Below are 26,085 nucleotides of genomic sequence, written 5' to 3'. Positions count from 1 at the left end.
CGATGGCAGATCGACTGGAGTTCCGGCCCCCCATGAGCGACATCCAATCCCTCACCACCCAGGCGCTGGCCGATGTGGCCGCCGCACAGAGCCCCGACGTGCTGGAACAGCTGCGCGTGGCCCTGCTTGGCAAGAGTGGCAGCATCACCTCGCAGCTCAAGCAGCTCGGCGCCCTGCCGGCCGACGAGCGCAAGGCCGCCGGTGAAGCGATCAACCAGGCCCGCGACACGCTGACCCGCGCGCTGGGCGAGCGCAAGGCGCTGCTGGAAGACGCGGCACTGGACGCGCGCCTGGCTGCCGAAGCCATCGACATCACCCTGCCGGGCCGCAATGGCGACCGCGCCGGCCTGCATCCGATCACCCGCACCCTGGAGCGCATCACCGGCATCTTCGGCCGGCTGGGTTACGAGCTCTCTGAAGGGCCGGAGATCGAGGACGACTGGCACAACTTCGAGGCGCTGAACTTCCCGCCGCACCATCCGGCGCGCGCCATGCACGACACCTTCTACTTCGGCGACGGCCGCCTGCTGCGCACGCATACCTCCGGTGTGCAGGTGCGCTACATGGGCGACCACGCGCCGCCGCTGCGCATGATCGCCGCCGGCAAGGTGTACCGCAGCGACAGCGACCAGACCCATTCGCCGATGTTCCATCAGGTGGAAGGCCTGCTGGTGGACGAGCATTCGACCTTCGCCGACTTGAAGGGCACGCTGGCCGAGTTCGTGCGCGCGTTCTTCGAGCGCGACTTCGAGATGCGCTTCCGCCCCAGCTACTTCCCGTTCGTTGAACCGGGCGCGGAAGTGGACATCGCCTGGCAGCAGCCCGATGGCAGCACCCGCTGGCTGGAAGTGCTCGGCTGCGGCATGGTCCATCCGAACGTGCTGCGCAACGTCGGCATCGATCCGGAGCGCTACACCGGCTTTGCCTTCGGCATGGGCGTGGAGCGCTTTGCGATGTTGCGTTACGGCGTCAACGATCTGCGCGCGTTCTTCGAGAACGATGTGCGCTTCCTCAAGCAGTTCGCGTAAGCGCCGGTCCGTAGAGTCGAGCTTGCTCGACTGCTTCTAAATTCGCAGGCCCAGGCGCATGCGCCGGGCCCACCAGGGTGACACCATGAAATTCTCCGAAAACTGGCTGCGCAGCCACGTCCCGACCCGCGCTTCGCGCGATGAACTGAGTGCGGTGCTGACCGCCATCGGCCTGGAAGTGGAAGAAGTGACCGCGCTGGGCGAAGGCCTCGAGCACGTGGTCGTGGCGCGCATCGTCGACGCCGTACGCCATCCGGAAGCCGACCGCCTGCAGGTGTGCAAGGTCGATGCCGGGCAGGGCGAGCTGCTGCAGATCGTGTGCGGCGCACCGAATGCACGTCCGGGCCAGGTTGCGCCGCTGGCGATGGTCGGCGCGCAGATTGGCGAGCTGAAGATCAAGCCGGCCAAGCTGCGCGGTGTCGAGTCCAATGGCATGCTGTGCTCGGCCAAGGAGCTGGGCCTGGACAACGATGCGTCCGGCCTGCTGGAGCTACCGGATGACGCACCGGTCGGCCAGGCTCTGGTCGAGTACCTGGGCCTGCCGGACGCCAGCATCGAGATCAAGCTGACCCCGAACCGCGCCGACTGCTTCAGCCTGCGCGGTATCGCCTACGACGTCGCCGCCGCCACCCGCAGCGACGTGCTGGATTTCACCACCGAGACGATTCCCGCCATCGGCAGCCGTGAGCTGGCCATCCAGCTGGACGCCGGCGCCGAAGCACCGCGTTACCTGGGCCGCGTCATCGAAGGTGTCAACGCCGCCGCCAGGACCCCGCTGTGGATGGCCGAGCGCCTGCGCCGCAGTGGCGTGCGCCCGGTCTCGCTGCTGGTCGACATCACCCAGTACGTGATGCTCGAGCTCGGCCAGCCGATGCACGCGTACGACCTGGGCACCCTGCAGGGCAGCATCGCCGTGCGCCGCTCGCGCACAGGTGAAAGCCTGAAGCTGCTGGACGGCCGCGATGCCGTGCTGGACGACAGCTTCCTGGTCGTGACCGACGCCGATCGTGCGGTCGGCCTGGCCGGCCTGATGGGCGGCTTCGACACCCGCGTCACCGACGCGACCACCGCCGTATTCCTGGAAGCCGCACACTTCGCGCCGGCCGCGATCATGGGCCGTGGCCGCAAGCTGGGCCTGCACACCGATGCCGGCCACCGCTTCGAGCGAGGTGTCGACCCGGCACTGCCGCGTACCGCCATCGAGTACGCCACCCGCCTGGTGCTGGACCTGGCCGGCGGTACCCCGGCGCCGGTCACCGAGGCCGTGCGTGAGGCCGATCTGCCGCAGCCGGCAACCATCTTGCTGCGCCGCGCCCGCATCACCCGCGTGCTCGGCATCACCATCGACGATGCGGAAGTGGAGCGCATCCTGCGCGCGCTGGGCATGGACGTGGTTGCCACCGCCGACGGCTGGCAGGTCACGGCGCCGAGCCGCCGCTTCGACATCGCCATCGAAGAAGACCTGATCGAAGAGCTGGCGCGCATCCACGGTTACGAGCAGATCCCGACCACGCTGCCGGGCGGCGCCTCGCGCGTGGCGATGCCGAGCGAGACCCAGCTGGACGCACTGAGCGTGCGCCGCCAGCTGATCGCCCGTGACCAGCAGGAAACCGTCAATTTCGCTTTCGTCGACGATGCGCTGCTGAGCCAGTGGCAGCTGCGCGACGGCCTGGTACCGCTGGCCAACCCGCTGTCGGCCGAACTGGCGGTGATGCGCCCGTCGCTGCTGCCAGGCCTGGTCGCCACGTTGGGCCGCAACGCCGCCCGCCAGCTTGGCCGCGTGCGCCTGTTCGAGTTGGGCCGCGTGTTCGCCCAGCAGGTCGGCGACGCGTCGCTCGGCGAAAGCCGGCCGGCGCCGCTGGAGACCCCGCGCGTGGCCGCTGCGGTCTGTGGTGACGCACAGGCACTGCAGTGGGGCCTGCCGGCCCGCAAGGTCGATTTCCATGACCTGAAGGGCGATCTGGAATCGCTGGCCGCTGCCAGTGGTGCGGTACTGGAGTTCCGCCCGTCGGCCTGCCCCTACGGCCACCCGGCCCGTTCGGCCGAGGTGTTCCGCGATGGCGTGGCGATCGGCTGGATCGGTCAGATCCACCCGCGTCTGGCCAAGGCAATGGACATCGAAGCCGACGTCTACGCCTTCGAACTGGACCTGGAGCCGCTGACCGCCCGCCGCCTGCCGCGTGCCGGCGAGCTGTCGCGCTTCCCGGCAGTGCGCCGCGACCTGGCATTCCTGGTGCCTGAACAGGTGGCCTGGGCCGATCTCGCGGCCACCGTCCGCCAGGCTGCTGGCCCGCTGCTGCGCGACCTGAACCTGTTCGACCGCTACGTCGGCCAGGGCGTCGAGCCGGGATTCAAGAGTCTCGCTATGGGCTTGATTTTGCAGGACAAGTCGCGCACTCTGACGGACCGCGACGTGGATGCGGTGGTGGCCGAGGCGGTCACTGCCATCGAGCGTGAACATCACGCCCGGATCCGCGGCTGAGCGGGCAGCACTCGGGGGTAGCAGGCAATGGCATTGACCAAGGCGGAGATGGCGGAAAAGCTGTTCGACGAAGTCGGTCTGAACAAGCGGGAAGCCAAGGAATTCGTCGACGCGTTTTTCGATGTGCTGCGTGAAGCATTGGAACAGGGACGTCAGGTGAAGCTGTCGGGCTTCGGTAATTTCGATCTGCGGCGCAAGAACCAGCGCCCGGGTCGCAACCCCAAGACCGGCGAGGAAATTCCGATTTCCGCCCGTACGGTGGTCACCTTCCGTCCGGGCCAGAAGCTCAAGGAGAGGGTGGAAGCTTATGCTGGATCCGGGCAGTAACCGCGAACTACCGCCGATCCCGGCCAAGCGCTACTTCACCATCGGTGAGGTCAGCGAGCTGTGCGACGTCAAGCCGCACGTCCTGCGCTACTGGGAAACCGAGTTTCCCAGCCTTGAGCCGGCCAAGCGCCGAGGCAACCGCCGCTACTACCAGCGCCACGACGTGCTGATGGTGCGGCAGATCCGCAGCCTGCTGTACGAACAGGGCTACACCATCGGTGGTGCACGCCTGCGTCTGGACGGTCCCGATGCCCGCGAGGAATCGGCGCTGAGCAACCAGATCATCAAGCAGGTGCGCATGGAGCTGGAAGAAGTGCTGCAGTTGTTGCGCCGCTGATCCCATTTCCATCGTAATCCGCTATACTTCACGGCCCGCCGCACTGGCGGGCACATCGCAGCATCAGTCGGGGCGTAGCGCAGCCTGGTAGCGCATCTGCCTGGGGGGCAGAGGGTCGTCGGTTCGAATCCGGCCGTCCCGACCACTGTGATGAATCAAGAAGCCTGCGCAGCGATGCGTGGGCTTTTTTGTGCGCGCGGTGTATGCTGCGCGCCACTCGTACTACCGCGGCTGCTGAACCCGGTACTCACGAGAACACATCATGGAATCTGCAAGAAACCGTGCCTGGCGTCGCAGCCAGGCCCGCAACCGTGGTGGCGACCGCGCCACGACCGCCTACAGCTACAAGCCCGAGAAGAACTGGAAGCTGCTGTACACGCGCGATGCCAAGCTCGCGCGCGCACGCCAGCTGGGCTTCACCTATCCAGTGCTCAGCGCCCGCCAACTGCAGGAACAGGAATGATCAACCTGCTGTTCGTCTGCAGCCGCAACCAGCTGCGCAGCCCAACCGCCGGAGCCATGTGGCGACGGCGGCCCGGCTTCACTGCGCTGTCGGCCGGCACCAGCCCGCATGCACGACGCCCCATCGGCCCGGCGGACATCCGCTGGGCCGATGTCATCTTCGTGATGGAGGCCAAGCATCAGCATCGACTGCAGGCCGCATACGCGCGCCTGCTGGAACACAAGCGCCTGCATTGCCTGGATATCCCGGACGACTATCGCTGCATGGATCCCGTGCTGATGGATCTGCTGGACACCAAGGTGACCGCGTATCTCGATCAGCTGTCGGCAAAGCGGTAGATCAGCTCCGGGTCGCCGTCATCCAGTCCATGCACGATGCCGCTGTCGATGAAGCCCGATGCAACGAGCAGGCGCTGCATGGCGATGTTGGAGGCATTGGTCGAGGTGAACAGCTTGCGTTGTCCACGCTGTGCAATCGCGTGCCGCAGCAGTGCGGCGCAGACGCCCTGGCTGCGCCGCTCGCGCGCGACCATCAGCATTTCGACGAAGCCTTCGCCGAAGAAGTGCTCATGGAGGGTCATGTAGCCAACGATCTCGCGCTCCTGCTCGGCAACATGCACGTTGCCCCGCGCCAACCACTCGCCAATCTGTTCCGCCCGTCGAGGGTCGCTTGCCGCCACGCTGTCGAGTGCGATCAGCGCGGAGGCATCGGCGGGCGTCGCGTCGCGGAGGCGCAGCGCAGTCGCAGCGGGCATGGTCGGGCTCCTGACAGGAGGGCCCAGTCTATCGGCTCTGCCGCAGGCGCAGCCGCACCCGCCGCAGCCAGCGCGTGCTCGGCAGTCAATACACGCGGAACTCGGCCCGGCAGCCGTCGCTGACCCACACGCCGCGGCGGTCCCAGCCCCAGTTCTGGTCCTCGATGCAGGCCGTCACCGACTTCTGCTTGACCAGGCGCACCTCGTGGCGCACACGGATACGGCATTCCTTGTCCTTCTTTTCGTAGGACTCGCAGACCAGGCGCTCGCCATCATCGTCACGGTCCCTGCCGCGGCCCGGCCAGCGTCCGCGCCCATAGCCGTCGGCGACGAACTCGGCGCGGCAACCGTCGGTCACCCACAACGTGCGGCGGCTCTGGCCCCAGTTCTGGTTCTCCACGCACTGGGTCACCGACAGTTGCCTGGCCAGGCGCATGGGGCCCTCGATCGGGCATTGCGCGGTCTTGTTGAACTGCGATTCGCAGCGCAGCGCCGGAATGTGATCGGTGTCGTAGTCCTGTGCGGCTACGGTGGTGGCGGCCAGCAGCAGGGCAAGGGAGGTGCCGGTGATCGTCAACAGCAGGCGATGGGACATGTGCAGGCTCGGTGGGGATGGGGCGGCAAGAATGACCCAGCCCGGGGCCGTCGGAACGGATCGTTCCGGAAGTGGCTCAGTAGGGATTTAGTAGTACGCGCGGGCCCATGCAGAGGCTTACATCCCGTATCATCGCTGCACATCCGATCGCATCGGTTTACACCTTCTTACATGTCTTCCACGCCTGTCGGCGCAGCCTGTGGCTGCCGTCACTGGTGTGCGGGCGGCCTGTGGGGGAGGATGCGCGGACCACGACGACCACAGGGGGTTGCGTTGATCAGCAGTACCGTCATTCATCGCTCGGCCGACGCAGGCGGCGCCGAGGTGCGGGTCCTGGACACCACGTTCAAGGGCAAGCATGTGTTCATCGCCTGGGGCCTGCGCGGGCCGGAACTGACCCGCAGCGCGGACCCGGCCGCCACCGTGGCCGCACGCAAGGCGCTGCACGCGGTTGCCGGCCATAGCGAAGGGCCACGCAGCCCGGAAGTGTTCATCGCCAACCAGTCGGCGGTGGCGATCACGGTCTATCGCCTGCTTACCGAGGCGCGCTCCGGCGATGCCATCTTTTTCCTGTGCGATTCACAGGCGGTGGTCGAGTGGCTCATCACCGCGCTGGAAGTGCAGGGCGCGGACTGATTCCGCGCTCCGGCGCGCATCGATTCAGGCCAGCGCCGCGTCCACCGCAGCCCGTGCGTGCAGTGCAGTGGTATCGAACAGCGGCACTGCGCTGTCTTCCGGTCGTACCAGCAGCATGATCTCGGTACAGCCCAGGATGATGGCTTCGGCACCGCGCGCCACCAGTCTCGCGATCACGCCGGCGTAGACCTGTCGTGAGTGCTCGCTGACCACACCGGCGATCAGTTCCTGGTAGATGATGTCGTGCACGCTGCGACGATCATCGGCTTCGGGAACCAGCACCTCCAATCCGAAGCGATCCTGCAGCCGGCCGCGGTAGAAGTCCTGTTCCATGGTGAAGGCGGTGCCGAGCAGGCCCACCTTGCGTGCGCCTGCCTGCACGATGGCCTGGGCGGTGGGGTCGGCGATATGCAGCAGCGGGACGGGGCAGGCAGCCTCGATGCGGTCGGCCAGCTTGTGCATGGTGTTCGTGCAGATCAGCAGCAGATCGGCGCCACCGGCCTGCAGGCGCCGTGCAGCGTCGGCCATATGGTCGCCCAGCGCATTCCAGTCGCCGTCATGCTGCAGCTGCTTGATGCCGGCGAAATCCACCGACCACAGCAGCAGCTGCGCCGAATGTGCGCCACCGAGGCGCTGCCGCACGTCCTCGTTGATGAGCCGGTAATACTGCGCCGAGCTTTCCCAGCTCATGCCGCCGATCAGGCCAAGGGTCTTCATGCACAGCTCCATGCCGGGGAGCCGTCATTGCAGCACAGCCGATGCGGGAGTTGCACTACACATTAGTGTCTGCTAATGTATTGGTCATGATCGAGAACGCCCTCTTCAAAGCGCTGGCCGACCCCACCCGCCGCCACATCTTCGAAAAGCTGGCCGAGGGCGGGCAGCATGCCAGCGCGCTGCGCGAGGGCATGGCGATCAGCCAGTCTGCGATGTCCCAGCACCTGGCGGTGCTGCGCGATGCCGGGCTGGTGAGCGAACAGCGCCAAGGCCGTTTCGTCCACTACGAGGTCGATCCGCGCGGGCTGGCGCACATCGGCAACTGGCTGCAGCGCTACCGGGCCTACTGGCCCGCGCGGATGGATGCCTTGCAGGATCTGCTGAAGGAGATGGACTGATGGACGATGTTCTGAACGAAGCGGCTCCCGCGTTGGTGATGGAGCAGTGGCTGCCAGCGCCACCGGAACGGGTCTGGCGCGCACTGTTCGATCCGGCGCTGCGTGAGCGCTGGTTGCCTGCGGCCGATCTTGCCGATCCGCAGCCTTGCCTGTGCGAGGAGGGGCGGGAACTGGGGTTCCACCTGCGCGATGCGCAGCCCCCGCATCTGCACAGCCTGGTGTGTTTCCGGCTGCGCGCGGATGACGGCGGGGGGACGGTGCTGACCATCGTGCATCGGCTCACCGACCTGCGCGCGCTGCTGCCGTTGGCCGCCAACGACGATCATCGCACCATGATGCGCGCGGCCTGAGCCGGCGCCTGGATCGAACGCTACAGGGAGCAGGCACATGCGGGACAGAATGCAGCTGATACCGATGGTGGTGGAACGCAGCGAGCGCGGTGAGCGCTCCCATGACATCTACTCGCGGCTCCTGCGCGAGCGCATCATCTTTCTCAACGGTGAAGTCGATGACACTGTGTCGGCGCTGGTCTGCGCGCAGCTGCTGTTCCTGGAATCGGAAAACCCGGAGAAGCCGATCCATCTGTACATCAACTCGCCGGGTGGAGTGATCTCCAGCGGCCTGGCGATGTACGACACCATGCAATACATCTCGGCCCCGGTGCATACGCTGTGCATGGGCACCGCGCGGTCGATGGGTTCGTTCCTGCTGATGGCCGGCGAGCCCGGTCACCGTGCGGCGTTGGCCAATGCCAGCCTGCATGTGCATCAGCCGCTGGGCGGGGTGCAGGGCCAGGCGTCGGACATCTTCATCCATGCCGAGGAAATGCAGCGCACCAAGCAGCGCATCACCCGGCTGTATGCGCAGCATTGCGGACGCAGTGTCGAGGAGGTCGAGCAGACCCTGGACCGCGATCGTTTCATGAGTGCCGAGCAGGCATGCGAATGGGGCTTGATCGACCAGGTACTGGTACGGCGCGACGCGCTTGCGGCCTGAGCCTGCCTCTGTAACCACCGCATCCATGCTGCGCTGTGTGTGCCGCGCCAGGCCGGCGCACTCTATGCTGGTGGGATCTTCTGAAGTGGATGTCCGATATGGCCCTGCATACCTGGTGGTGGTTCCTCGCCACGGTGTTCGTTCTGTGTGGTACGCCGGGGCCGAACATGCTGCATATCCTCGGTCGCAGCGTCGGGCTCGGCTTTCGCGGTAGCGTGCCGGCGATGGCTGGCTGCCTGCTGGCGATGCTGCTGGTGCTGGCGGCCTCCGCAGCAGGCTTGAGTGCGCTGCTGCATTCCTCGCCGATGCTGTTTGAGGTGCTGCGCTATCTGGGCGTGGCCTATCTGGCCTGGCTGGGCCTGAAGGCATGGCGTGACAGTTGCCGGCCGGCACCACCGGTGACGGTCGATGCCGCGCTGCCTGTTGCGGCGTCGCTGGGCGCGTGGAAGGTGTTCCGTGGTGGCCTTCTGGTGGGCCTGAGCAATCCCAAGCTGCTGCTGTTCGCTGCGGCGTTCCTGCCGCAGTTCGTCGATCCGTCGCGTGGCCAGGCGCTGCAGTACAGCGTGCTGGTTGCCACCTTCGCCGGCTGCGAACTGTTCTGGTACGTGATGTATGCCGCCGGTGGCCATGGCCTGCGCCGATGGTTGGCCAAACCCTTCGCGCGGCGCTGGTTCGAGCGGCTGGTGGGTAGCGTGTTCCTGGCCTTTGCGGTGGCCCTGATGCGTTTCCGCCCGCGCTGATTCACGCCGCGCACGCGGCCTGTTCACGACTGCCGCATCAGCTACGGCCTAGCCTGATCATCCTGTACGCAGTCCCCACGGGGAAAGGTTTGACATGATCAAGTGGGCCATCATCTTCGCCATCATCGGCGTAATTGCGGGCGTGCTCGGCTTCGGCGGCATTGCCGGTGCCGCGGTCGGCATCGCCAAGTTTCTGTTCTGGGCCGGCATCATCATCGCCGTGGTGCTGTTCCTGCTCGGCATGACCGTAGCGAAGAAGGTCAGCTAGCGTTGATCGCGCAGCAGCGTACTCAGTGTGCGCTGCTGCGCGAGAACAGATTGATCACCAGTACGCCAGCACAGATCAGGCCGATGCCGATCAACGCCGGTGCATCCAGGCGCTGCTTGAACACCACCAGCCCGATCAGCGAGATCAGCACGATGCCGACGCCGGACCAGATCGCGTAGGCGATGCCGGTCGGGATCGACTTCATGGTCATCGACAGCAGGTAGAAGCACAGTCCATAGCCGACCAGCGCGCCCAGTGTCGGCGCCAGCCGGCTCATGCCGTCGGATGCCTTCAGCAGCGACGTGGCAATTACTTCCAGCACGATGGCAGCGGCAAGGTAGAGGTAGGGATTCATTGAGCGCTCCTGCTTACTGCGGGTCGCATAGTTTCAGGGCCTGTTCGGCCATCGCCAATGCGTTGGCGCGTTCTTCCTCGTCCAGCGGTCGCCCATAGGCCGTGGCCCAGTAGCCATCGGCAGCGCAGCGCGCCGCATACAGTCGGGGATCGTTGGCTTCGCCGGCGAACTCGGCCAGCATCGCACGCTTCCAGGTACGCCAATGCGCGAGCAGGGCTGGTTCCATCAGGTTGCCCAGGGTCAGGCCGATGTCGTTGTCCTGTTCCTGCTGCAGCAGATGCTCGAAATTGGCCTGCACATAGGCGCGGCTGAAACGACCATGCCCTTCGGGGTTTTCCTGCAGCAGGGCACGTACCCGCGCTTCGAATTCGCCGATGAGCGCTCCGATGGCTTCATCCACCAGTGCCTGCTTGCTGCTGAAATGATGGAACAGCGCACCCTTGCTGACACCGGCGGCCTGTGCGACGTCCTGCACGGTCAGCGCGGCCAGGCCATTACGGCCGATCACTTCAATGGTGGCCTGCAGCAGTGACTGGCGCACGCTGTCGGGCGCCTTGCGGCGCGAGCGGGAGGGGGATGCGGACATGGCGGGAAGAAACCGACTGGACGGTACGATTGTAACGCAGGCCCGTGGTGTCACCGCGCTGCCGGCCAGGGCCGGCAGCGGAACCGTCATGCGTCGATGCGGGCGAAACGCGGCTGCGGTCCGTGTTCGCCCGGTACCTGTTCGACGAACATGGCATACGGGCGCACCCACAGGCCGCCTTCGCCATAGAGCGCGCGATACAGCACCAGTGGCTCCAGCGTCTCGCTGCTGCGGACGATATCGAGCACTTCGTACTCGCCGCCCTTGAAGTGGCGGTAGCGACCCGGGGCCAGGGTGGGTAGCGGGCTCAGCTCAGCCATGGGGTGCGCGCCTCACTTGCGTGCCGGGCTGGCCGGCTTCGCGCAGTAGGCATCGATGGCCTCGGCGGTATTGGCCAGGCCCTGTGCCTGTGCCAGTTCCCACGGGCGTTCGCAACGCTGGCTGTGCTCGCACCACTGGTAGCCGGCCGAACCAATGCATCCGTGGGCATCGCGATCGCCGCCCACCTTCGGTATCGCAGACGAGGTGGGCGCCGCATCGGCACGTGCGGCGGCGTCGTGCTGGTTGGCGCACGCGGTCAGCACCAGCAGGGCTGGAATCAGAAGAAGCGCTTTCATCGGGCGGGCTCCGTGCCTAAAGCGACAGTGTCTGTCGCAAATAGCCCTCCAGCAAGCGCTCAGTGCATGGCGGCGCGGATCAGCTCTTCAATCAGCACCAGATAGCTGGCCACGAAATAGAACTTCAGCAGCGTCCAGCGCTGCTGCGAGAAGAAGGTGCGCATGTGGAAGGGGCCCCTGTTGGTGACGGTAGTGTGAAGCTCCGTCAACTCCGTGACAAGGGTCACGGAACGCCTTCACTAAACAGCCTCAGAGATGTGAGGGTTGGGAAGCGCCCGACCGAATCCTGAGGCATTTTCGTACAAATCTGATGGGCCATCTCCGACGCGATCGATAGCCTGAGGGTGTACTGGCACGTGGCCCTGCCGCCTGTCACCGCCTCTTTCCTTCCGCAGGAGCTTCTCATGGTCTTTACTGTCCAATGCACTGCCCGGCACTGGTCCGTGTTGCATCCGAAGGCGGGTGACGCCACCCGTTACGCCCGCGGTGCCGATGCCTTCGACGCGGCCGCTGCGCTGGCCCTCGAGCACCATCGTCGCACCGGCCAGCGCAGCACGGTCCGGGTCGAGGCGCTCGGCAGCACCGTCGATGCGCTCCATATCGGGGAGTGACGCCACCGGCCGAGGCGCAGTCAGCCACGGTTGAGTTGTTTGAATGGGGAAAAAACCGCCGTGGTGCGCCCCCCTGTGCGCCGCGCCACGAATCCCGGATGCTTGCGCCATCGTATTCATCCGGAGATTCCGATGGGCAAGGCACTCACCTGGCGCACCCTGGCCTGCACGCTGCTGCCGATGCTGGCGGCCGCAGGCGGCGCGCAGGCGCAGAGCTATGGCTACGGTTATGACGACGATCGCTATGGCGGTCGTGATGGCGGCGGCATCGTCCGCTGCGAATCGATCAAGAACCGCAGCAATGAATGCCGCCTGGAAGGCCGTGCCCGGATGATCCGCCAGTTGTCCGGTTCGCCGTGCGTGGAAGGCGAGACCTGGGGGCAATCGCGCTACGGTGTGTGGGTCACCCAGGGCTGCCGTGCCGAGTTCGTTGGCGAGTACCGCCGTGGCGGTGGCTGGGGTGGTGGCCATGGCAACGGCTGGGGCAACGGTGGCAATGGCTGGGGCGGGGGTGAGGTGATCACCTGCCATTCCAACGGCCACCGCCAGGAGTACTGTGATGCCCGCATCCGTCGTGGTGTGCGCCTGGTGCGTCAGGATTCACGCAGCGCCTGCATCGAGGGCCAGACCTGGGGCTGGAACCGTCGTGGCATCTGGGTCAGCGACGGCTGCCGGGCGCAGTTCCAGGTGAATTGAGCTCGCCCATCGAAAATCAGAATAATCTGATACAGCTCACATTTTGAACGTCGTATCTTCTGTGATCAGGGCACCCCTGCGTGCCCCTGATCCGTCGCGATGAAGTCTGCCGTAACCGGCACGCCCGTCCCGCCACCGTCGATACGCTGCCTCAAGGAGTGAGCTGCATGTTGATCCGCCTGCAATGCGAGCAACGCCAATGGCGCGTGCTGCACCCGGACCGGCCGGAACCGATCGAGTTCCGCGATGGTGCCCGGGCCTACGATTTCGCTGAAACCCTTGCACGCCTCCACTTCGTCGACACCGGGCAGCGCGCTGCGGTGCGGGTGGAGGCCAGCGGTGCGTTCGTGGAAGCGGTCAGCTACGGCTGAGGGTTGGGGTTTCCGGCCAGATCATCGTTCCGGAGCCCGCCATCCACGCACGGCGTGGATCTACTTTGCATCTGTCTCCACGCATGGCGTGGATCGACCCCTGTTCCGCAGTAGATCCACGCCATGCGTGGATCTACTGGTGGTGACCGGCCTCAGCCTGCCGCGCTGAGCGGCGGGGTCCCGGCAGCCAGCTGCGGCCAGCGCTTGAGTACCGCCGCGCGGATGCCCGCCGCATCGATACCGGCTTCGGCCAGCAGGTCCTCACGGCTTGCGTGGTGCTGGTAACTGTCTGGCAGGCCCAGGTGCAGGATCGGGCGCAATACGCCTTCGGCGTTGAGCAGTTCGCCGACGCCGGAGCCGGCGCCGCCGGCCACCACATTGTCTTCGATCGTGACCAGGCCCTCGTGCTGGGCGGCCACGGCCAGCACCAGCTCGCGGTCCAGCGGCTTGATGAAGCGCATGTTGACCACGCTCAGGCCCAGTTCGCGGCCGACCTGTTCGGCGGCGGCCACGGTGCTGCCAAAGGCGAGCAGCGCGACGCGGCTGCCCTGCAGGCGAAGCTCGCCCTTGCCGATCGGCAGGGTCGACAGGTCGGTACCGGCGGCAACGCCGGTGCCGGTGCCGCGCGGATAGCGCACGGCGGCCGGGCCCGGGTGCTGCAGGCCAGTGCTGAGCATCTGCCGGCACTCGGCTTCATTGGACGGAGCCATCACCACCAGGTTCGGCACGCAGCGCAGGAAGCTCAGGTCGAGGTTGCCGGCATGGGTGGCGCCGTCCGGACCGACCACGCCGGCGCGGTCGATCGCGAACAGCACGTCCAGGTCCTGGATGGCCACGTCATGCACCAGCTGGTCGTACGCGCGCTGCAGGAAGGTCGAATAGATCGCCACCACCGGCTTGCCGCCCTGGGTGGCCATGCCGGCGGCGAGGGTGACCGCGTGCTGCTCGGCAATTGCCACGTCGAAATAGCGTTGCGGGTATTCCTTGCTGAAACGCACCAGGCCGGAGCCTTCGCGCATCGCCGGGGTGATGCCGTACAGGCGTGGCTCGGCAGCGGCGGCATCGCACAGCCAGTCGCTGAACACATCGGTGTAGGTCGGCTTCTTGGCACCGGCCTTGGCCACCAGGCCCTTGTCCGGATCGAACGGGCCGACGGCGTGGTAACCGATCTGGTCGCCTTCGGCCGGCTCGTAGCCCTTGCCCTTGGTGGTCATCACGTGCAACAGCTTCGGGCCCTTGGAGGCGCGCAGCGTCTTCAGCGTGGACAGCAGGGCGGGCATGTCGTGGCCGTCGATCGGGCCGGTGTAGTGGAAGCCCATTTCCTCGAACATCGTGGACGGCACGAACATGCCCTTCCAGTGTTCTTCCCAGCGCTTCACGAAGCGCGCCGGGTTGTTCTTCTTGTCACCGAGGATCTTCTTGCCGCCTTCGCGCAGCGCATTGAGCGTGCGGCTGCCGGTGGCGCGGCCGAGCATCTTGGTCAGGCCGCCGACCGCCTCGGAGATCGACATGTTGTTGTCGTTGAGGATCACCAGCAGGTTCGGCTCGGGCTCCATGCCGCCGGCGTGCATCAGCGCTTCGAACGCCATGCCGGCGGTCATTGCGCCATCACCGATCACTGCAACGACCTGGCGGTTGTCGCCTTCGGACTGGCGGGCGATGGCCATGCCGAGTGCGGCCGAGATCGAGGTCGAGGAGTGGCCGACGCCGAAGGTGTCGTACTCGCTCTCTTCGCGCTTCGGGAACGGCGCGACGCCGTCCTTCTGCTTGACGGTGTGGATCTCGTCGCGGCGACCGGTCAGGATCTTGTGCGGGTAGGTCTGGTGACCGACGTCCCAGACCAGCTGGTCCTGCGGGGTCTGGTACAGGTAGTGCAGGGCCACGGTGAGTTCGATCACGCCCAGGCCGGCGGCGAAGTGCCCGCCGCTCTTGCCCACCGACTCGATGAGGTAGGCGCGCAGTTCGTCGGCGACCGCCCTCAATTCGGATTCGTCGAACGTGCGCAGGTCATCCGGTGTCTGGATGCGCGCGAGGCGGGGATAGCGGGCAGAGTCGATCATCATGTTCGCACTTGTTCTGAACGCCCATTTTCGCCCTCAAACGGGGGTGGGGCAAGCAAACGCCGCCGCCCGTGACAGGACGGTGAGGGTTGCATTTTCAGCGATTCAGGTGCTCAGTTTTGACCGCTTGGGCAATTGCGCCTTCAGGAAGGCCATCTGGTCGGCCAGGATGTTGCGGTTGGACAGGATCAGGTGCTCGATCCAGCTGGGCCGGTAAGGCACCGCCAGCAACGGCATTCCGGCCTGCTGGGGGGTGCGGTCGCTCTTGCGCGAGTTGCAGTGGAAGCAGGCGGTGACCACGTTTTCCCAGCAGTCCAGGCCACCCTTGGACAGCGGCATGACGTGGTCGCGGGTGAGCGTGGGGCGGTTGAACTGCTGGCCGCAGTACATGCACAGGTGCGCGTCGCGGGCGAACAGGGCCGGGTTGGTCAGGTTTGGCGTGGGGTCGATCGCGCGGGAGCGGGCGTGGCCGCGGGCGGCGATGATCGGGTGCAGGTCCATGCCGCTCTGCAGACCGCTGAAGCGGTTGGTGCCGCCGTGGATGTGCAGGCAGGGATCGCCGAGTGTCCAGGCGACGGCTTCGCGGGCGTAGAGGCACGCCGCATCCTGCCAGGTGATCCAGTCCAGTACGCGTCCGTGGGCATCAAGCGAGAGCAGCCGGACCGAACCGGGGCGATGCAGCGTCGTGGCGTTGGGCGATGCTTCGGCGCCCGGAGCAGAAAACGGAGCTCCGGCTTCGATCAGACCCAAGCGTGTAGTGTCTGTCTCCATCGGGAGAACGGCTTATACCTGAATCATTGCGATTTGGGTATCGCCCCGAGGGCGATGCCCAAATCGCAATGATTCAGGTCCACGCATTCCTCCTATCCCCCGCGCCGTTGGCGCGCCCCCCTTAACAAAGGGGGGCTTTTCTCCAGATGGATTTCGGTGGTTTCCATCCACGCATGGCGTGGATCTACGGCAGATCGCGGGGGACTGTCAGAGGCGGGGCGGTGTGGGGTGGCAGGACCGTTGGCGCCATGGATGGCGCCATCGAGCCCCCAAGGATGGGTTTACGGCGTGTCCTGCCAGCCCACACCGCCCCGCCATTCATCGGGATGCAGCTGTTGCTGTTGCGGTTGCCGGCCAGCGGCCGGCACTACCGCGGGTGCCGGGCGCCGCCCGGCTCAGGCGCCGAAGCGCTCGTCGTCCATCGCCATCAGCGGGGCGGCGCCGGCCTGGATCGCGGCGGCGTGGCTGAGGGTGCGCGGCAGCACGCGGGCGAAGTAGAACCGTGCGGTCTCGCGCTTGCCCTGAGCGAAAGCGGCGCCGTGCGCGCTGGCATCGGCGGCGGCCACGCTGCGGGCCCACCAGTAAGCCAGCACCACGTAGCCCGAGTAGAACAGGTAGTCGTAGCTGGCTGCGCCCAGTTCGTCGGGGTTGGCGGCCGCGCGCTGCAGCACGTCCAGGGTCAGCTTGCCCCATTCGGCGGCCTTGGCGCGCAGCGGGCCGATGAACTCGGCCAGCGCTTCGTTGCCTTCGTTGGCCTTGGCGAACGCCTCGATCTCGGCCAGCATCAGCTTCAGACCCGCGCCCTGGCTGGACGCGGTCTTGCGGCCGATCAGGTCCAGCGCCTGGATGCCGGTGGTGCCTTCATACAGCGTGGTGATGCGGGCATCGCGGGCCAGCTGCTCCATGCCGTGTTCGCGGATGTAGCCGTGGCCACCGAAGCACTGCAGGGCGTTGTAGGTGTTCTCGATGCCCCATTCGGTCTGGCAGGCCTTGGAGATCGGGGTCAGGAAGCTCACCAGGGTGTCGGCGCGCTCGCGCTCGGCGGCATCCTCGGCGTGGTGGGCGACGTCGATCAGGGTGGCGGCGTGCAGGGCCAGCAGGCGGCTGCCCTCGACCAGTGACTTCACCGTCAGCAGCATGCGGCGCACATCCGGATGGACCAGGATAGGGTCGGCCGGCTTGTCCGGGAATTTGGCGCCGCTCAGGGCGCGCGACTGCAGGCGCTCACGGCTGTACTTCAGTGCGTTCTGGTAGGCGCGCTCGGACAGGCCGATGCCCTGCAGGCCGACCCCCAGGCGCGCGGTGTTCATCATGGTGAACATGGCCTGCAGGCCCTTGTGCGGCTGGCCGACCAGGTAGCCCTGCGCACCATCGAAGTTCATCACGCAGGTGACCGACCCCTTGATGCCCATCTTGTGCTCGATCGAGCCGCAGCGCAGTGCGTTGCGCTCGCCGACGTTGCCTTCGCGGTCGACCTTGAACTTCGGGGTGACGAACAGCGAGATGCCCTTGGCACCCGGAGGGGCGTCGGGCAGCTTGGCCAGCACCAGGTGCACGATGTTGCCGGTCAGGTCGTGCTCGCCGGCAGTGATGAAGATCTTGGTGCCGGTGATCGAGTAGCTGCCATCGGCATTCGGCTCGGCCTTGGTCTTGAGCAGGCCCAGGTCGGTGCCGCAGTGCGGCTCGGTCAGGCACATGGTGCCGGTCCAACGGCCCTCGATCAGCGGCTTCAGGAAGGCCTCGTGCTGCCAGGCCTCGCCGTGCTGCTTCAGCGCTTCGATGGCGCCGTGCGAGAGCAGCGGGAAGTTGCCCCACGCCAGGTTGGCGGCATTGATCATTTCGTTGAGCGGCACGCCCAGGGTGTGCGGCAGGCCCTGGCCGCCCAGCTCCGGCGAGGCGGTCAGGCCGGTCCAGCCGCCATCGACGAACTGGTCGTAGGCCTGCTTGAAGCCGGGCGGGGTGGTCACTTCACCGGAGGCCTGGTCGAGTACGCAGCCGATCTCGTCGCCGACGCTGTTGAGCGGGGCCAGCACGGTGGCGCTGAAGCGGCCGGCTTCTTCCAGCACGGCATCGACCACGTCGGCGGTGGCGTCGGTGAAGCCCAGGCGGGCGAACAGGGGTTCGACCTTGAGCACATCGTGCAGGGCGAAACGGAGGTCGGAAAGCGGGGCGGTGTAGCTGCTCATCGGTACGTCTCGATTGGATCAGGGACAGGGGGAGCGGCGCCGGGCGCCGCGGCGGAAAGCGGGAGTCAGCGCAGCACGCCCGGCAGGCCCGGGGCCTGGTTGAGGGTGCTGCGGCTGCTGATGTCGAAGCTGCGCTGCTTCTTTTCCTGCGGCGTGGCTGCCACCGTTCCCTTCAGGCCATAGGCCAGGGTGCGGTTGCTGGCCAGCGCATCGGCCACCACCAGGCGTGCGGCCGAGCTGGGCACCAGGTTGACCTGGATGACGTCGGCCGAGGTGCCGCCGATGGAAATGCCCGGCGTGGCCTGCAGGGTGCCGGCGTCGCTGTCGCCGACGGTCAGCGCCAGCGCGACGTCATCGAAGGTCATGGGCATGGAGCTGTAGTTCTGCAGGCGCAGGGCCACGGTCCAGTTGCCGTCGGCGCGCACGGTCAGCTGCTGCAGGCTGGCCGCCGGTTCCGAAACACGCTTGACGATGCCGTTGTTGCAGGCAACAAGGGCGAGGGTGCACAGGACGATCAAGGCGATACGGAAGCGGTGGAGCATGGGCGCAGGTCCTCTGGAGGGGTGCGTTGGATAAGCATACTACGGCGTATGGTCGTTTGGATCGCCTGTGGCGACCCGTCGCAGAGGGTAGCGCGTGAAGATGGCGGCCGGGTGTGCGCGGCGCCGGATGGCGCGCGCGTGGTGCGCCGGATGCGACGCGGTTCAGTCGGCGGGCGTATCGCGAATCGGAGCCATCAGGCGCAGTGGGCCGAGGTCGTAGCCCATCGTCTCGGCTTTCTCTTTCAACTGTTCGAACCGGGCGCGATCCATTTCCGGCAGGCGCGAGAGGATCCACAGGTACTTACGGTCCGGCTCACCGACCAACGCCCACTGATAGTCCGGGTCCAGTGCCAGGACCCAGTAGTCGGCCCAGACCAGTGGCACCCAGCTCAGCCAGTCCGGCACGAAGCGCACCTGCAACTGGCCGGGATGGCCGGCAACCGGGCGTGCCACGCCTTCAGCAACCACGCGTTCTCCGTCGCCGTTGCGGCAGGCATTGGTGACACTGATGCGGCCATCGCGGCGCAGCCCGTAGTTGGCGGTGATCTCGCCGACGCACTGCTTCTGGAACGACACCGGAAGATGCGCGATCTCGTGCCACTGGCCTGCGTAGCGGTCGATGTCCAGCGTGTCGACTGCGCGCACCGGTTCGGCGGCGATCACCGGGGAGGCGGCCAGCAGCAGGCAGGCAAGCAGGGTGGGGCGCAGAGGCATCGGCAGGCTCCAGGCAGGAGTCCTGAGCTTAGGCGAGCGGCCACGGGCGCGTGTAAAGGTTCCATGCGCCGGCACCATTGCCGTCGTCAGTTGCGGCTACTGCTCGAACGGGCGTTGACTGCGCTCGTCGCCGTCAAAGGTAAGTGTCCGCGTATGCAACGTGCCGCTGCCCATATCCCATTTGAAGGTGTCCAGCCCTCCGCCGCCAGTTCCCTTGGAATGCAGGCGTACTGCGCCGCGGGTCAGATTGTCGGTCAGCAGCAGTTGCGCGGAGCCGTCGGCGTCCACACGGAGTCCGGCCCGGTCCCGCCACCGGTCCTCGCCCTGTCCCTTCGGGGCGTCCAGAGCAAGAGCAACGCTGTTGTCCTCGAACGTGCTCAGGCCGCCTCGCTCGGCGCCGGAAGCGTCGAAAATCAGGATGCCGGCAGCGCGGCTTCGTCGCCCTTCTTCTACGCTGTCCTGGCCAATCTCCACCCGTACCACGCCGTGCTCGTCGAGTACCTGCAGCTGCCGCGTGCTCAAATGATCGACGTGTAATGGGGCATCGCGCTGCGAAAGCAGCCAGGCCGTGACTGCGGCCAAGCCAAGCAACAATACGGACAGCCCGGCAACCAGCCATTGCAGGCGACGCAGCGATTGCCGTAGTTGGGACAGGGAAGGGGTGTCATCCATGTCATCAGTGCTCCATGCAGTGAACCAAGGACGGTACTACAGAGACGGCAGGCACGGTCGCGCAAAAAAAAAAGACCTGCATTTCTGCAGGTCTCTGAAGATGGTGGCCGAAGACGGAATCGAACCGCCGACACGGGGATTTTCAATCCCCTGCTCTACCAACTGAGCTACTCGGCCAAATTGTGTGGCAACCGTGATCAAGCCCGGTTTCCGGAAAAAAAAGACCCGCATTTCTGCAGGCCTTCGAAAGTGGTGGCCGAAGACGGAATCGAACCGCCGACACGGGGATTTTCAATCCCCTGCTCTACCAACTGAGCTACTCGGCCACGTGTTTCGTTGCAGCGAGGTCGCTGCCAAGGACGCGTATATTACGGAGGTCGGCTGCCTTCGGCAAGCGTTTTGCCAAGATTTCTTCACATTGCCGTCTGCGCGCTCGCAAGTGCTTGATCCTCCGTCCTGGGGCGGGGCGTGGCCAGTCGATCATCGTCTGCGGTGGAAATCAGCAGATCGCCGCGATCGCCAAAGCTGCAAGGGCAAGGGCTGCGCCGGACCCGCGCCGGTCCGGGTGATGGAACGCTGTTTTCGTGGCCGCCATCGGGGATGGCGGCGGCGTAGTGTCGGCACTCCTCTCCTGATGCTGGCAACAGCAGAGACCTGGCCATGTCCGATCCCTCGACCACCTCCCGCATTGTGCTTGCGTCGCGTCCGCAGGGGGCGCCAAGTGCAGCCAACTTCCGCCTGGAACAGGTTGCGTTGCCGTCATTGGCCGATGGCGAGGTGCTGCTGCGCAACCGCTACCTGTCGCTGGACCCGTACATGCGTGGACGCATGGACGAGGGCCCCTCGTATGCCGCGCCGGTGGCGGTGGGCGCGGTGATGGAAGGGCAGACCGTGGCCGAGGTGTTGCAGTCCAATGCCGAGGGCGTAGCCGCAGGTGAGCTGGTGCTGGCGCCGGGTGGCTGGCAGACCCACGCGGTGCTGCCGGCCAGGGCACTGGGGCGCCGCCTGGACCCGGCCGGACTGCCGCTGAGTACCGCGCTGGGCGTGTATGGCATGCCCGGCTTCACCGCCTATTCCAGCCTGCATGAAATCGCCCGTTTGAAGCCGGGCGAGACGCTGGTGGTGGCTGCCGCGACCGGGCCGGTGGGCGCGACCGTGGCCCAGCTGGCCAAGCTGCAGGGCGCGCGCGTGGTCGCCATCGCCGGCGGCGAAGCCAAGCGTGCCTATCTGCAGACGCTGGGCGTGGACGTGGCGCTGGATCATCGCGCGGCTGATTTTGCCGATCAACTGCACGCGGCAGTGCCCGCCGGCATCGACGTGTACTTCGAGAATGTCGGTGGCCATGTGCTGGATGCAGTGCTGCCGCTGCTCAACGACTTCGCCCGCATTCCGGTGTGCGGCACCATCGCCACCTACAACGAGCGGGGCGTCGAGCAGCCCGGCCCGGACCGGTTGCCCGCACTGTTCAGCCAGATCCTGCGCCAGCGCCTGACCGTGCGTGGTTTCATCGTGCACGACTTCAACCATCTGTGGCCGGAGTTCGAACGCGAGATGCCGCAATGGCTGCGCGACGGCCGCATCCAGTACCGCGAGGATGTGGTGGAAGGGCTGGAGAATGCGCCGGAGGCGTTCTTCGGGCTGTTGCTGGGGCGCAACTTCGGCAAGCTGGTGGTGAAGCTGGATTGAGGCCTTGGCGGTGTGCCGACCAAGGTCGGCACCTACGGGAAGCTGGGTGTGCCGACCAAGGTCGGCACCTACGGGAAGCTGAGTGTGCCGACCAAGGTCGGCACCTACGGGAAGCTGGGTGTGCCGACCAAGGTCGGCACCTACGGGAAGCTGGGTGTGCCGACCAAGGTCGGCAGCTACGGGAGGCTGAGTGTGCCGACCAAGGTCGGCAGCTACGGGAGGCTGAGTGTGCCGACCAAGGTCGGCAGCTACGGGAGGCTGAGTGTGCCGACCAAGGTCGGCACCCACTTCAGGCAGTCGAGGCCTTTTCCCGGCGCAGCAGTTCGCGCTTGCGCGCTACGCCCCAGGCATAGCCGGACAGGTCGCCATCGCGGCGCACCACGCGGTGGCAGGGCACGGCCACCGCCAACGGATTGCTTGCGCATGCGCGTGCGACGGCACGGCTTGAGCGCGGCGCGCCGATACGCGCGGCGATATCCGCATACGAGGTAGTGTGCCCGCGCGGAATCTGCTGCAGTGCCTGCCACACCCGTTGCTGGAACGCGGTGCCGCGGATGTCCAGTGGCAACGTGGCGCCTCGCGAAGGATCCTCGACCAGGCCTACGACCTGTGCCACCAGTTGCTCGTAGCCCTGGTCGGCGCCGACCAGTTCGGCTTGGCGGAAGCGTTGCTGCAACGACTGCAGCAGTGTCTCCGGATCGTCGCCGAGCAGGATCGCGACCACGCCGGTCCCGCTGCTGGCCACCAGCACGCTGCCCAGTGAGCTTTCGGCAAGCGCGAAGTGGATGACTTCGCCGCGCCCCCCTGCGCGCCATTGCTTGGGCGTCATGCCCAGCAACTTCGGTGCGTTCTCGTAGAAGCGTCCACTGGATCCGAAGCCAGCATCGTGGAAGGCGTCGGTGATGCGTTCCTGTTGTTCCAGCCCGGTGCGCAGGCGGTCGGCGCGCAGCGCGGCGGCGTACTGCTTGGGGGTCAGCCCGGTGGACTGCTTGAACAGGCGATGCAGGCGCGTCGGGCTGCAGCCAGCGATATCGGCCAGTTCCTGCAGCGAGGGTTCGTCGAGGCTGGTCTGCAGGTGGCGGCAGACCCGTTCGATGCGGTCATCGAGGGCGGTGGTGGCGGTACTGTCCATGGCCGGATTCTGGCACGTGCCGGTGCTGCGGAAACTCCGTTTCCTGCACTCACCTGTGAGGCCCGGAAACGGAGTGTTGGCGGGCCGAACGCACGGCATCGTGGCGGCCACTTCACAACCGGTACCACGACCATGCGCCTGAACAACAAGATCGCTCTCATCACCGGTGCCAGCGCCGGTATCGGCCGCGCCAGCGCGCTGCGCTTCGCCGCCGAAGGAGCAAAGCTGGTGCTCAACGCACGGCGGCCGGAGCCGCTGCAGGCGCTGGCCGAGCAGATTCGCGCTGCCGGTGGCGAAGCCGTGGTGCATGCCGCCGACGTGGCCAACCCGGGCACGGCGCAGGCGCTGGTCGATCTGGCCCAGCAGTCATTCGGCGGCCTGGACATCGCGCTCAACAATGCCGGCATGCTCGGCCCGGGCGTGCCGGCGGCGGAGTTTCCGGTGGATGCCTGGCGCGAGGTGATGGCCACCAATCTCGACGCCGCCTTCCATGCGGCACGCGCGCAGCTGCCGGCACTGCTGGCGCGCGGCGGCGGCTCGCTGGTGTTCGTTGGCACTTTCGTCGGCCACACCGTGGGATTCCCGGGCATGGCGGCCTATGCGTCAAGCAAGGCCGGGCTGATCGGCCTGAGCCAGGTGATCGCTGCCGAATACGGTGCGCGCGGTGTGCGCAGCAACGTACTGCTGCCCGGTGGCACCGATACGGAGATGGGCCGGCAGGCCGCACCGACCGGCGATGCCCGCGACTTCGTGCGCTCGTTGCACGCACTCAAGCGCCTCGCCGAGCCGGAGGAGATCGCCAATGCGGCGCTGTTCCTGGCCAGCGATGAGAGCAGTTTCGTTACGGGTACCGCGATGCGCGTGGAGGGTGGGGTGTCGATCACCCGTACCTGAGCGCGGTCACGTGCGTGGTGAGTAGCGAATGCCGCTGCTGGCCATGAAGCCTTTCGGATCGAAACGGGCCCAGGCTTCGCCCCAGTTGAACCGGGCTTGGCCGCCGCTCAGCTTGCGACCCAGCGCCGCACCCAGCGTGCGGCGCATGAAGGCGACTTCTGCATCGATTGCGGCCTGGGTCGGCCAGCCGTCTTCCAGTGCTGCACCGGGTAGATCGACCCCCATCGTCACCATGTCGAGCTGTTGTCCGAGGAAGCACAGGCTGATGCCAGCGGGCGCACCGCCTAGGCTGAGCCGGTGCAGGCTCAACCAGTGATAGCCGGTGCCGACATCACGCTCCCCACTTACCAAGGCGGTAAAGGCGATGCGCGCTTCATCCAGTGAGAGCGTGGGGCAGATCAAGGCCGGCAGATTGCCGAGCTGGATGCTGCCGTCGGTCGCATCGAGGCGCATCGGCACGGCGTGTGCTGCGTGCTGGGCAGAAGAGGGCATGGCATACCGGTGGGCGTGGTGCCTCGGATTCTGGCTGCACGGGGGCCGCAGCGGCAAGCCAGTGCCTGCACATGACGTTGGCACAGGACTGACCTGTGGCCCGGTCATGCTGAGGCGGCCTACGTGCTCGCTGGCATGCTGCCACAGGTCGATTGCCAAGACTCGATCACCGGGTGGAGGATGAGCGACGAAGCGGAGCGCTATCTCGTTGAGGCCGCCGCGTGGAACCATGGCGATGCCCGCGATGTGCTGGCCCGGCAGGCTTGCCGCAGCAAGTCCGGGTTGAACCGAGCATTGGAGGCGCGCATTGCAGAGCTGGCACATGACGGCGACTGACTCCTACAGAATCACCAGGCAGCCGGCCCCGAGCCGGTTGCCTACGGTCCACATCGACGCTGACAGGGCGGGCGCGTTTCGAGCCTTGGCGCGGCAGCAGGGCGTAACACCCACCGCAGCCCTTGCGGCACTGGTGAACACGCACGCCAAGGTCCGCGAGCCGTTCTCGGCCCGGGTTCGGGCCAAGGCCGGGCAGGGTAAGCGCTACAGCGATCTTCTTCCGGACCCGAAGGTTCCCAAGTCTCAAGCAGAGCTTCTGGCAGTAGATGCCAAGGCCGCTGGGATCACGCTGGGCGAGGCGCTGAGGCAGCTGGTGGACCGGTGCCTGAGGTATAGCCGGTAAGCAAGAGCGCAAGGTAGACGCAAGCCGAACTGCTCAACCATCTTGATTTCCCTGCGCAAAGTTGATGAAAGCAGGATTTCCCGCCCTTGCCGTGATGAATGAAGCATATCGAGTGGCGTGGGGGCTGACGACAGAGTCAGTCCTCTTCATAGATCTTCGTCAGAAGGGATCGCATATCTTCCTCTGAAGCCAAGGGATCGGCCGTTCCAATAAGCGCTTGGAGTTTGAGCAGATCTGGATGCTCCCCCGACTTTGAGATGAAGAAGCGATGCGACAACGCTGCAGATGCACTATTGATCTCCTTCAGTTGAGCCCAGGCGCTCTCTCCCTTCCGCACTGCGGCAATGCATCGCGTGGGGGAGACTGGGAGGTAGATCTGATCCAGCGGAGAATCTTCGTCAAAATCTCCGATGGGCAAGCGAGGTGAGCGATCAGCGCGAAAGCCGATTGCGGCGCAGTCCCCAAGAATGAACTCATCGCCTACGGATGCATTGATGACGGAAAAATCGTAAAGCTGGGTGAGAGAGGCCACTCGCTCCGGGATCGTCGGGTCATCTTCGAAGACTCTGCGGAAAGCTCTATCGGCCATTTGCGCGCTTTCATGATCCATGCGTGCAAAAAGCTCAGCAGCCAAGGCTCTCCCGTTGATCTGCATCTGGGCTATTATCTGCTCACGTCGCCTGTGCCACTCCTGCTTTAGCCGAGAAACTAGCTTTGCGCGCATCTCGCGAGGCATGGGGGGAAGTTTCTTCAGTTCCCCTTGGATGACTTCCTCAAGTTTGGACTTGTCGCTCCAGTAGGCTTCTATCTCCTGGCGTCTGATGCCGTGCGTCTGGATCAGTCCCGCCAGCTCGTTGATGAAAACTTTCACCGTGGTCTCGAGCGACTCTCGCATCTTCTTCGTTCTTACCGCAAGTGCAGCAACGAGCAGCGCCTGCTCACCTTGCGAAACGCTGGATGGGTTCTCGTTCAGCCGATTAAGTATCAGGGCGAGTCGGTTCTCGCTCTCCGTAACGTTGTCGTCAGCGCACGATTCTTCTGGATTTCCGTAGAAATCCCTTTCTTGCCCTAGGCCCATGGTGCTGGGCGCATAGCTCCGCGTGCTCTCGTGGGCGTGCACGTAGTCCTGCGTGCCGCTCGTTCGGTAGCGAAAGGTGCGTTGCAGGAATCGAGGGAGGTAATGCTGTCGTCGGCCGGCCATATCTCATCATGCTCCAACTTGGGAAGTTTGGCACCTGCCGAATAGCTGCCCTTAGGCGGGCGGATTTGCCCTTGCCTCT

34 protein-coding genes and 3 tRNA genes are annotated in these 26,085 nt (G+C 65.9%); 19 read left to right on the top strand and 18 right to left on the bottom strand.

What is annotated here, in order from left to right; translation table 11 throughout:
- The first annotated feature begins 32 nt into the window (after positions 1–32).
- The 7 genes from ACZLHH_RS16430 (at position 33) to ACZLHH_RS16400 (ending at position 4,975) form a co-directional block, all read left to right on the top strand.
- On the top strand, positions 33–1,028 hold the full coding sequence (locus ACZLHH_RS16430; protein WP_053450371.1) for a phenylalanine--tRNA ligase subunit alpha: 996 nt from the start codon (positions 33–35) through the stop codon (positions 1,026–1,028).
- Between the two features lie 85 nt (positions 1,029–1,113).
- Entirely contained in the window at positions 1,114–3,510 is a 2,397-nt protein-coding gene (gene pheT / locus ACZLHH_RS16425; RefSeq protein WP_197573085.1) for a phenylalanine--tRNA ligase subunit beta, read from the top strand.
- Between the two features lie 27 nt (positions 3,511–3,537).
- The gene (locus ACZLHH_RS16420) at positions 3,538–3,837 is read left to right on the top strand and encodes an integration host factor subunit alpha (RefSeq protein ID WP_005410432.1); all 300 of its coding nucleotides are present in this window, start codon (positions 3,538–3,540) and stop codon (positions 3,835–3,837) included.
- On the top strand, positions 3,818–4,174 hold the full coding sequence (locus ACZLHH_RS16415) for a MerR family transcriptional regulator (protein ID WP_005410431.1): 357 nt from the start codon (positions 3,818–3,820) through the stop codon (positions 4,172–4,174). The genes ACZLHH_RS16420 and ACZLHH_RS16415 overlap by 20 nt, the downstream gene beginning before the upstream one ends.
- A 68-nt stretch (positions 4,175–4,242) precedes the next feature.
- Positions 4,243–4,319 (top strand) — tRNA-Pro (locus ACZLHH_RS16410).
- A gap of 117 nt (positions 4,320–4,436) precedes the next feature.
- Positions 4,437–4,637: a hypothetical protein gene (locus ACZLHH_RS16405; protein ID WP_014037933.1), complete on the top strand. Its 201-nt coding sequence runs from the start codon at positions 4,437–4,439 to the stop codon at positions 4,635–4,637.
- The gene (locus ACZLHH_RS16400; RefSeq protein ID WP_180844532.1) at positions 4,634–4,975 is read left to right on the top strand and encodes a low molecular weight protein tyrosine phosphatase family protein; all 342 of its coding nucleotides are present in this window, start codon (positions 4,634–4,636) and stop codon (positions 4,973–4,975) included. Before ACZLHH_RS16405 ends, ACZLHH_RS16400 begins: the two co-directional genes overlap by 4 nt.
- Here ACZLHH_RS16400 and ACZLHH_RS16395 read toward each other — a convergent pair.
- Both ACZLHH_RS16395 and ACZLHH_RS16390 read right to left on the bottom strand, forming a co-directional pair.
- The gene (locus ACZLHH_RS16395; protein WP_180844531.1) at positions 4,954–5,391 is read right to left on the bottom strand and encodes a GNAT family N-acetyltransferase; all 438 of its coding nucleotides are present in this window, start codon (positions 5,389–5,391) and stop codon (positions 4,954–4,956) included. The two genes, ACZLHH_RS16400 and ACZLHH_RS16395, sit on opposite strands and share 22 nt — an antisense overlap.
- An 85-nt stretch (positions 5,392–5,476) precedes the next feature.
- Positions 5,477–5,986: a DUF3011 domain-containing protein gene (locus ACZLHH_RS16390; protein ID WP_180844530.1), complete on the bottom strand. Its 510-nt coding sequence runs from the start codon at positions 5,984–5,986 to the stop codon at positions 5,477–5,479.
- A 240-nt stretch (positions 5,987–6,226) separates the two neighbouring features.
- Between ACZLHH_RS16390 and ACZLHH_RS16385 the strand changes: the two genes are divergently transcribed.
- Complete coding sequence (locus ACZLHH_RS16385; RefSeq protein ID WP_012511691.1) at positions 6,227–6,622, top strand: hypothetical protein; 396 nt, start codon at positions 6,227–6,229, stop codon at positions 6,620–6,622.
- A 24-nt stretch (positions 6,623–6,646) separates the two neighbouring features.
- Here ACZLHH_RS16385 and ACZLHH_RS16380 read toward each other — a convergent pair whose 3' ends face one another.
- Entirely contained in the window at positions 6,647–7,339 is a 693-nt protein-coding gene (locus ACZLHH_RS16380; RefSeq protein ID WP_180844529.1) for an aspartate/glutamate racemase family protein, read from the bottom strand.
- An 86-nt stretch (positions 7,340–7,425) separates the two neighbouring features.
- Between ACZLHH_RS16380 and ACZLHH_RS16375 the strand changes: the two genes are divergently transcribed.
- The 5 genes from ACZLHH_RS16375 to ACZLHH_RS16355 all read left to right on the top strand — a co-directional run bounded on the left by ACZLHH_RS16375 (position 7,426) and on the right by ACZLHH_RS16355 (position 9,741).
- Entirely contained in the window at positions 7,426–7,737 is a 312-nt protein-coding gene (locus tag ACZLHH_RS16375; RefSeq protein WP_042358872.1) for an ArsR/SmtB family transcription factor, read from the top strand.
- Entirely contained in the window at positions 7,737–8,087 is a 351-nt protein-coding gene (locus tag ACZLHH_RS16370; protein ID WP_049423870.1) for an SRPBCC family protein, read from the top strand. Before ACZLHH_RS16375 ends, ACZLHH_RS16370 begins: the two co-directional genes overlap by 1 nt.
- Before the next feature lie 37 nt (positions 8,088–8,124).
- Positions 8,125–8,733, top strand: coding sequence for an ATP-dependent Clp protease proteolytic subunit (locus tag ACZLHH_RS16365; RefSeq protein ID WP_032128666.1), 609 nt, complete (start codon positions 8,125–8,127; stop codon positions 8,731–8,733).
- 98 nt (positions 8,734–8,831) lie between these two features.
- The gene (locus ACZLHH_RS16360; protein WP_107432592.1) at positions 8,832–9,473 is read left to right on the top strand and encodes a LysE family translocator; all 642 of its coding nucleotides are present in this window, start codon (positions 8,832–8,834) and stop codon (positions 9,471–9,473) included.
- A 94-nt stretch (positions 9,474–9,567) separates the two neighbouring features.
- Positions 9,568–9,741, top strand: a complete 174-nt coding sequence (locus ACZLHH_RS16355; RefSeq protein WP_006380555.1) for a DUF1328 domain-containing protein — start codon at positions 9,568–9,570, stop codon at positions 9,739–9,741.
- A 22-nt stretch (positions 9,742–9,763) separates the two neighbouring features.
- Here the strand turns inward: ACZLHH_RS16355 and ACZLHH_RS16350 are convergent, their stop codons facing one another.
- The 4 genes from ACZLHH_RS16350 to ACZLHH_RS16335 all read right to left on the bottom strand — a co-directional run bounded on the left by ACZLHH_RS16350 (position 9,764) and on the right by ACZLHH_RS16335 (position 11,299).
- Entirely contained in the window at positions 9,764–10,096 is a 333-nt protein-coding gene (locus tag ACZLHH_RS16350; RefSeq protein ID WP_005410423.1) for an SMR family transporter, read from the bottom strand.
- Between the two features lie 13 nt (positions 10,097–10,109).
- Complete coding sequence (locus tag ACZLHH_RS16345) at positions 10,110–10,682, bottom strand: TetR/AcrR family transcriptional regulator (protein WP_049401207.1); 573 nt, start codon at positions 10,680–10,682, stop codon at positions 10,110–10,112.
- Positions 10,683–10,768: 86 nt separating this feature from the next.
- Positions 10,769–11,002 carry a DUF1653 domain-containing protein gene (locus ACZLHH_RS16340; protein ID WP_049423874.1) on the bottom strand — a complete coding sequence of 78 codons (234 nt, stop codon included), beginning with the start codon at positions 11,000–11,002 and terminating at the stop codon, positions 10,769–10,771.
- A 12-nt stretch (positions 11,003–11,014) separates the two neighbouring features.
- Entirely contained in the window at positions 11,015–11,299 is a 285-nt protein-coding gene (locus ACZLHH_RS16335) for a hypothetical protein (RefSeq protein WP_032128670.1), read from the bottom strand.
- A gap of 404 nt (positions 11,300–11,703) precedes the next feature.
- On the opposite strand from ACZLHH_RS16335, the gene ACZLHH_RS16330 reads away from it, so the two are divergent.
- The 3 genes from ACZLHH_RS16330 to ACZLHH_RS16320 all read left to right on the top strand — a co-directional run bounded on the left by ACZLHH_RS16330 (position 11,704) and on the right by ACZLHH_RS16320 (position 12,977).
- The gene (locus tag ACZLHH_RS16330; RefSeq protein WP_049423877.1) at positions 11,704–11,910 is read left to right on the top strand and encodes a hypothetical protein; all 207 of its coding nucleotides are present in this window, start codon (positions 11,704–11,706) and stop codon (positions 11,908–11,910) included.
- A 132-nt stretch (positions 11,911–12,042) separates the two neighbouring features.
- Entirely contained in the window at positions 12,043–12,606 is a 564-nt protein-coding gene (locus ACZLHH_RS16325) for a DUF3011 domain-containing protein (RefSeq protein ID WP_049401711.1), read from the top strand.
- A 167-nt stretch (positions 12,607–12,773) separates the two neighbouring features.
- Complete coding sequence (locus ACZLHH_RS16320; RefSeq protein ID WP_005417823.1) at positions 12,774–12,977, top strand: hypothetical protein; 204 nt, start codon at positions 12,774–12,776, stop codon at positions 12,975–12,977.
- Between the two features lie 152 nt (positions 12,978–13,129).
- Here the strand turns inward: ACZLHH_RS16320 and dxs are convergent, their stop codons facing one another.
- The 8 genes from dxs to ACZLHH_RS16280 form a co-directional block, all read right to left on the bottom strand.
- Complete coding sequence (gene dxs, locus ACZLHH_RS16315) at positions 13,130–15,037, bottom strand: 1-deoxy-D-xylulose-5-phosphate synthase (RefSeq protein WP_049462121.1); 1,908 nt, start codon at positions 15,035–15,037, stop codon at positions 13,130–13,132.
- A gap of 105 nt (positions 15,038–15,142) precedes the next feature.
- Positions 15,143–15,808, bottom strand: a complete 666-nt coding sequence (locus ACZLHH_RS16310) for an HNH endonuclease (protein ID WP_019336875.1) — start codon at positions 15,806–15,808, stop codon at positions 15,143–15,145.
- A 395-nt stretch (positions 15,809–16,203) separates the two neighbouring features.
- Positions 16,204–17,994, bottom strand: coding sequence for an acyl-CoA dehydrogenase C-terminal domain-containing protein (locus ACZLHH_RS16305; RefSeq protein WP_180844528.1), 1,791 nt, complete (start codon positions 17,992–17,994; stop codon positions 16,204–16,206).
- A gap of 65 nt (positions 17,995–18,059) precedes the next feature.
- Complete coding sequence (locus tag ACZLHH_RS16300; RefSeq protein WP_121504553.1) at positions 18,060–18,536, bottom strand: LEA/WHy family protein; 477 nt, start codon at positions 18,534–18,536, stop codon at positions 18,060–18,062.
- 162 nt (positions 18,537–18,698) lie between these two features.
- Complete coding sequence (locus ACZLHH_RS16295) at positions 18,699–19,250, bottom strand: lipocalin family protein (RefSeq protein WP_032130303.1); 552 nt, start codon at positions 19,248–19,250, stop codon at positions 18,699–18,701.
- A 96-nt stretch (positions 19,251–19,346) separates the two neighbouring features.
- A complete protein-coding gene (locus tag ACZLHH_RS16290; RefSeq protein WP_107432594.1) occupies positions 19,347–19,922 on the bottom strand; it encodes a hypothetical protein in 576 nt (191 codons plus the stop codon).
- 101 nt (positions 19,923–20,023) lie between these two features.
- A tRNA-Phe gene (locus ACZLHH_RS16285) sits at positions 20,024–20,099 on the bottom strand.
- A 73-nt stretch (positions 20,100–20,172) separates the two neighbouring features.
- A tRNA-Phe gene (locus tag ACZLHH_RS16280) sits at positions 20,173–20,248 on the bottom strand.
- Positions 20,249–20,582: 334 nt separating this feature from the next.
- Here ACZLHH_RS16280 and ACZLHH_RS16275 point away from each other — a divergent pair.
- Entirely contained in the window at positions 20,583–21,608 is a 1,026-nt protein-coding gene (locus ACZLHH_RS16275; RefSeq protein ID WP_180844527.1) for an NADP-dependent oxidoreductase, read from the top strand.
- A 289-nt stretch (positions 21,609–21,897) separates the two neighbouring features.
- On the opposite strand, the gene ACZLHH_RS16270 is transcribed toward ACZLHH_RS16275, so the two are convergent.
- Positions 21,898–22,740 carry a bifunctional transcriptional activator/DNA repair enzyme AdaA gene (locus tag ACZLHH_RS16270; protein WP_180844526.1) on the bottom strand — a complete coding sequence of 281 codons (843 nt, stop codon included), beginning with the start codon at positions 22,738–22,740 and terminating at the stop codon, positions 21,898–21,900.
- A 132-nt stretch (positions 22,741–22,872) separates the two neighbouring features.
- Here ACZLHH_RS16270 and ACZLHH_RS16265 point away from each other — a divergent pair, with 132 nt between their 5' ends.
- A complete protein-coding gene (locus tag ACZLHH_RS16265; protein WP_032130300.1) occupies positions 22,873–23,634 on the top strand; it encodes an SDR family oxidoreductase in 762 nt (253 codons plus the stop codon).
- Positions 23,635–23,640: 6 nt separating this feature from the next.
- On the opposite strand, the gene ACZLHH_RS16260 is transcribed toward ACZLHH_RS16265, so the two are convergent.
- Positions 23,641–24,126: a hypothetical protein gene (locus ACZLHH_RS16260; RefSeq protein WP_049423886.1), complete on the bottom strand. Its 486-nt coding sequence runs from the start codon at positions 24,124–24,126 to the stop codon at positions 23,641–23,643.
- A gap of 180 nt (positions 24,127–24,306) precedes the next feature.
- On the opposite strand from ACZLHH_RS16260, the gene ACZLHH_RS16255 reads away from it, so the two are divergent.
- Entirely contained in the window at positions 24,307–24,462 is a 156-nt protein-coding gene (locus ACZLHH_RS16255) for a hypothetical protein (protein WP_177179536.1), read from the top strand.
- A gap of 479 nt (positions 24,463–24,941) precedes the next feature.
- Here ACZLHH_RS16255 and ACZLHH_RS16250 read toward each other — a convergent pair whose 3' ends face one another.
- A complete protein-coding gene (locus ACZLHH_RS16250; protein ID WP_071229682.1) occupies positions 24,942–26,006 on the bottom strand; it encodes a DUF4238 domain-containing protein in 1,065 nt (354 codons plus the stop codon).
- Positions 26,007–26,085: the final 79 nt, after the last annotated feature.

This window comes from Stenotrophomonas sp. 28608_Sma, from assembly GCF_056486185.1.
Note: the sequence above shows the minus strand (reverse complement) of the source record. Positions and strands in the feature narration are given on the sequence as shown.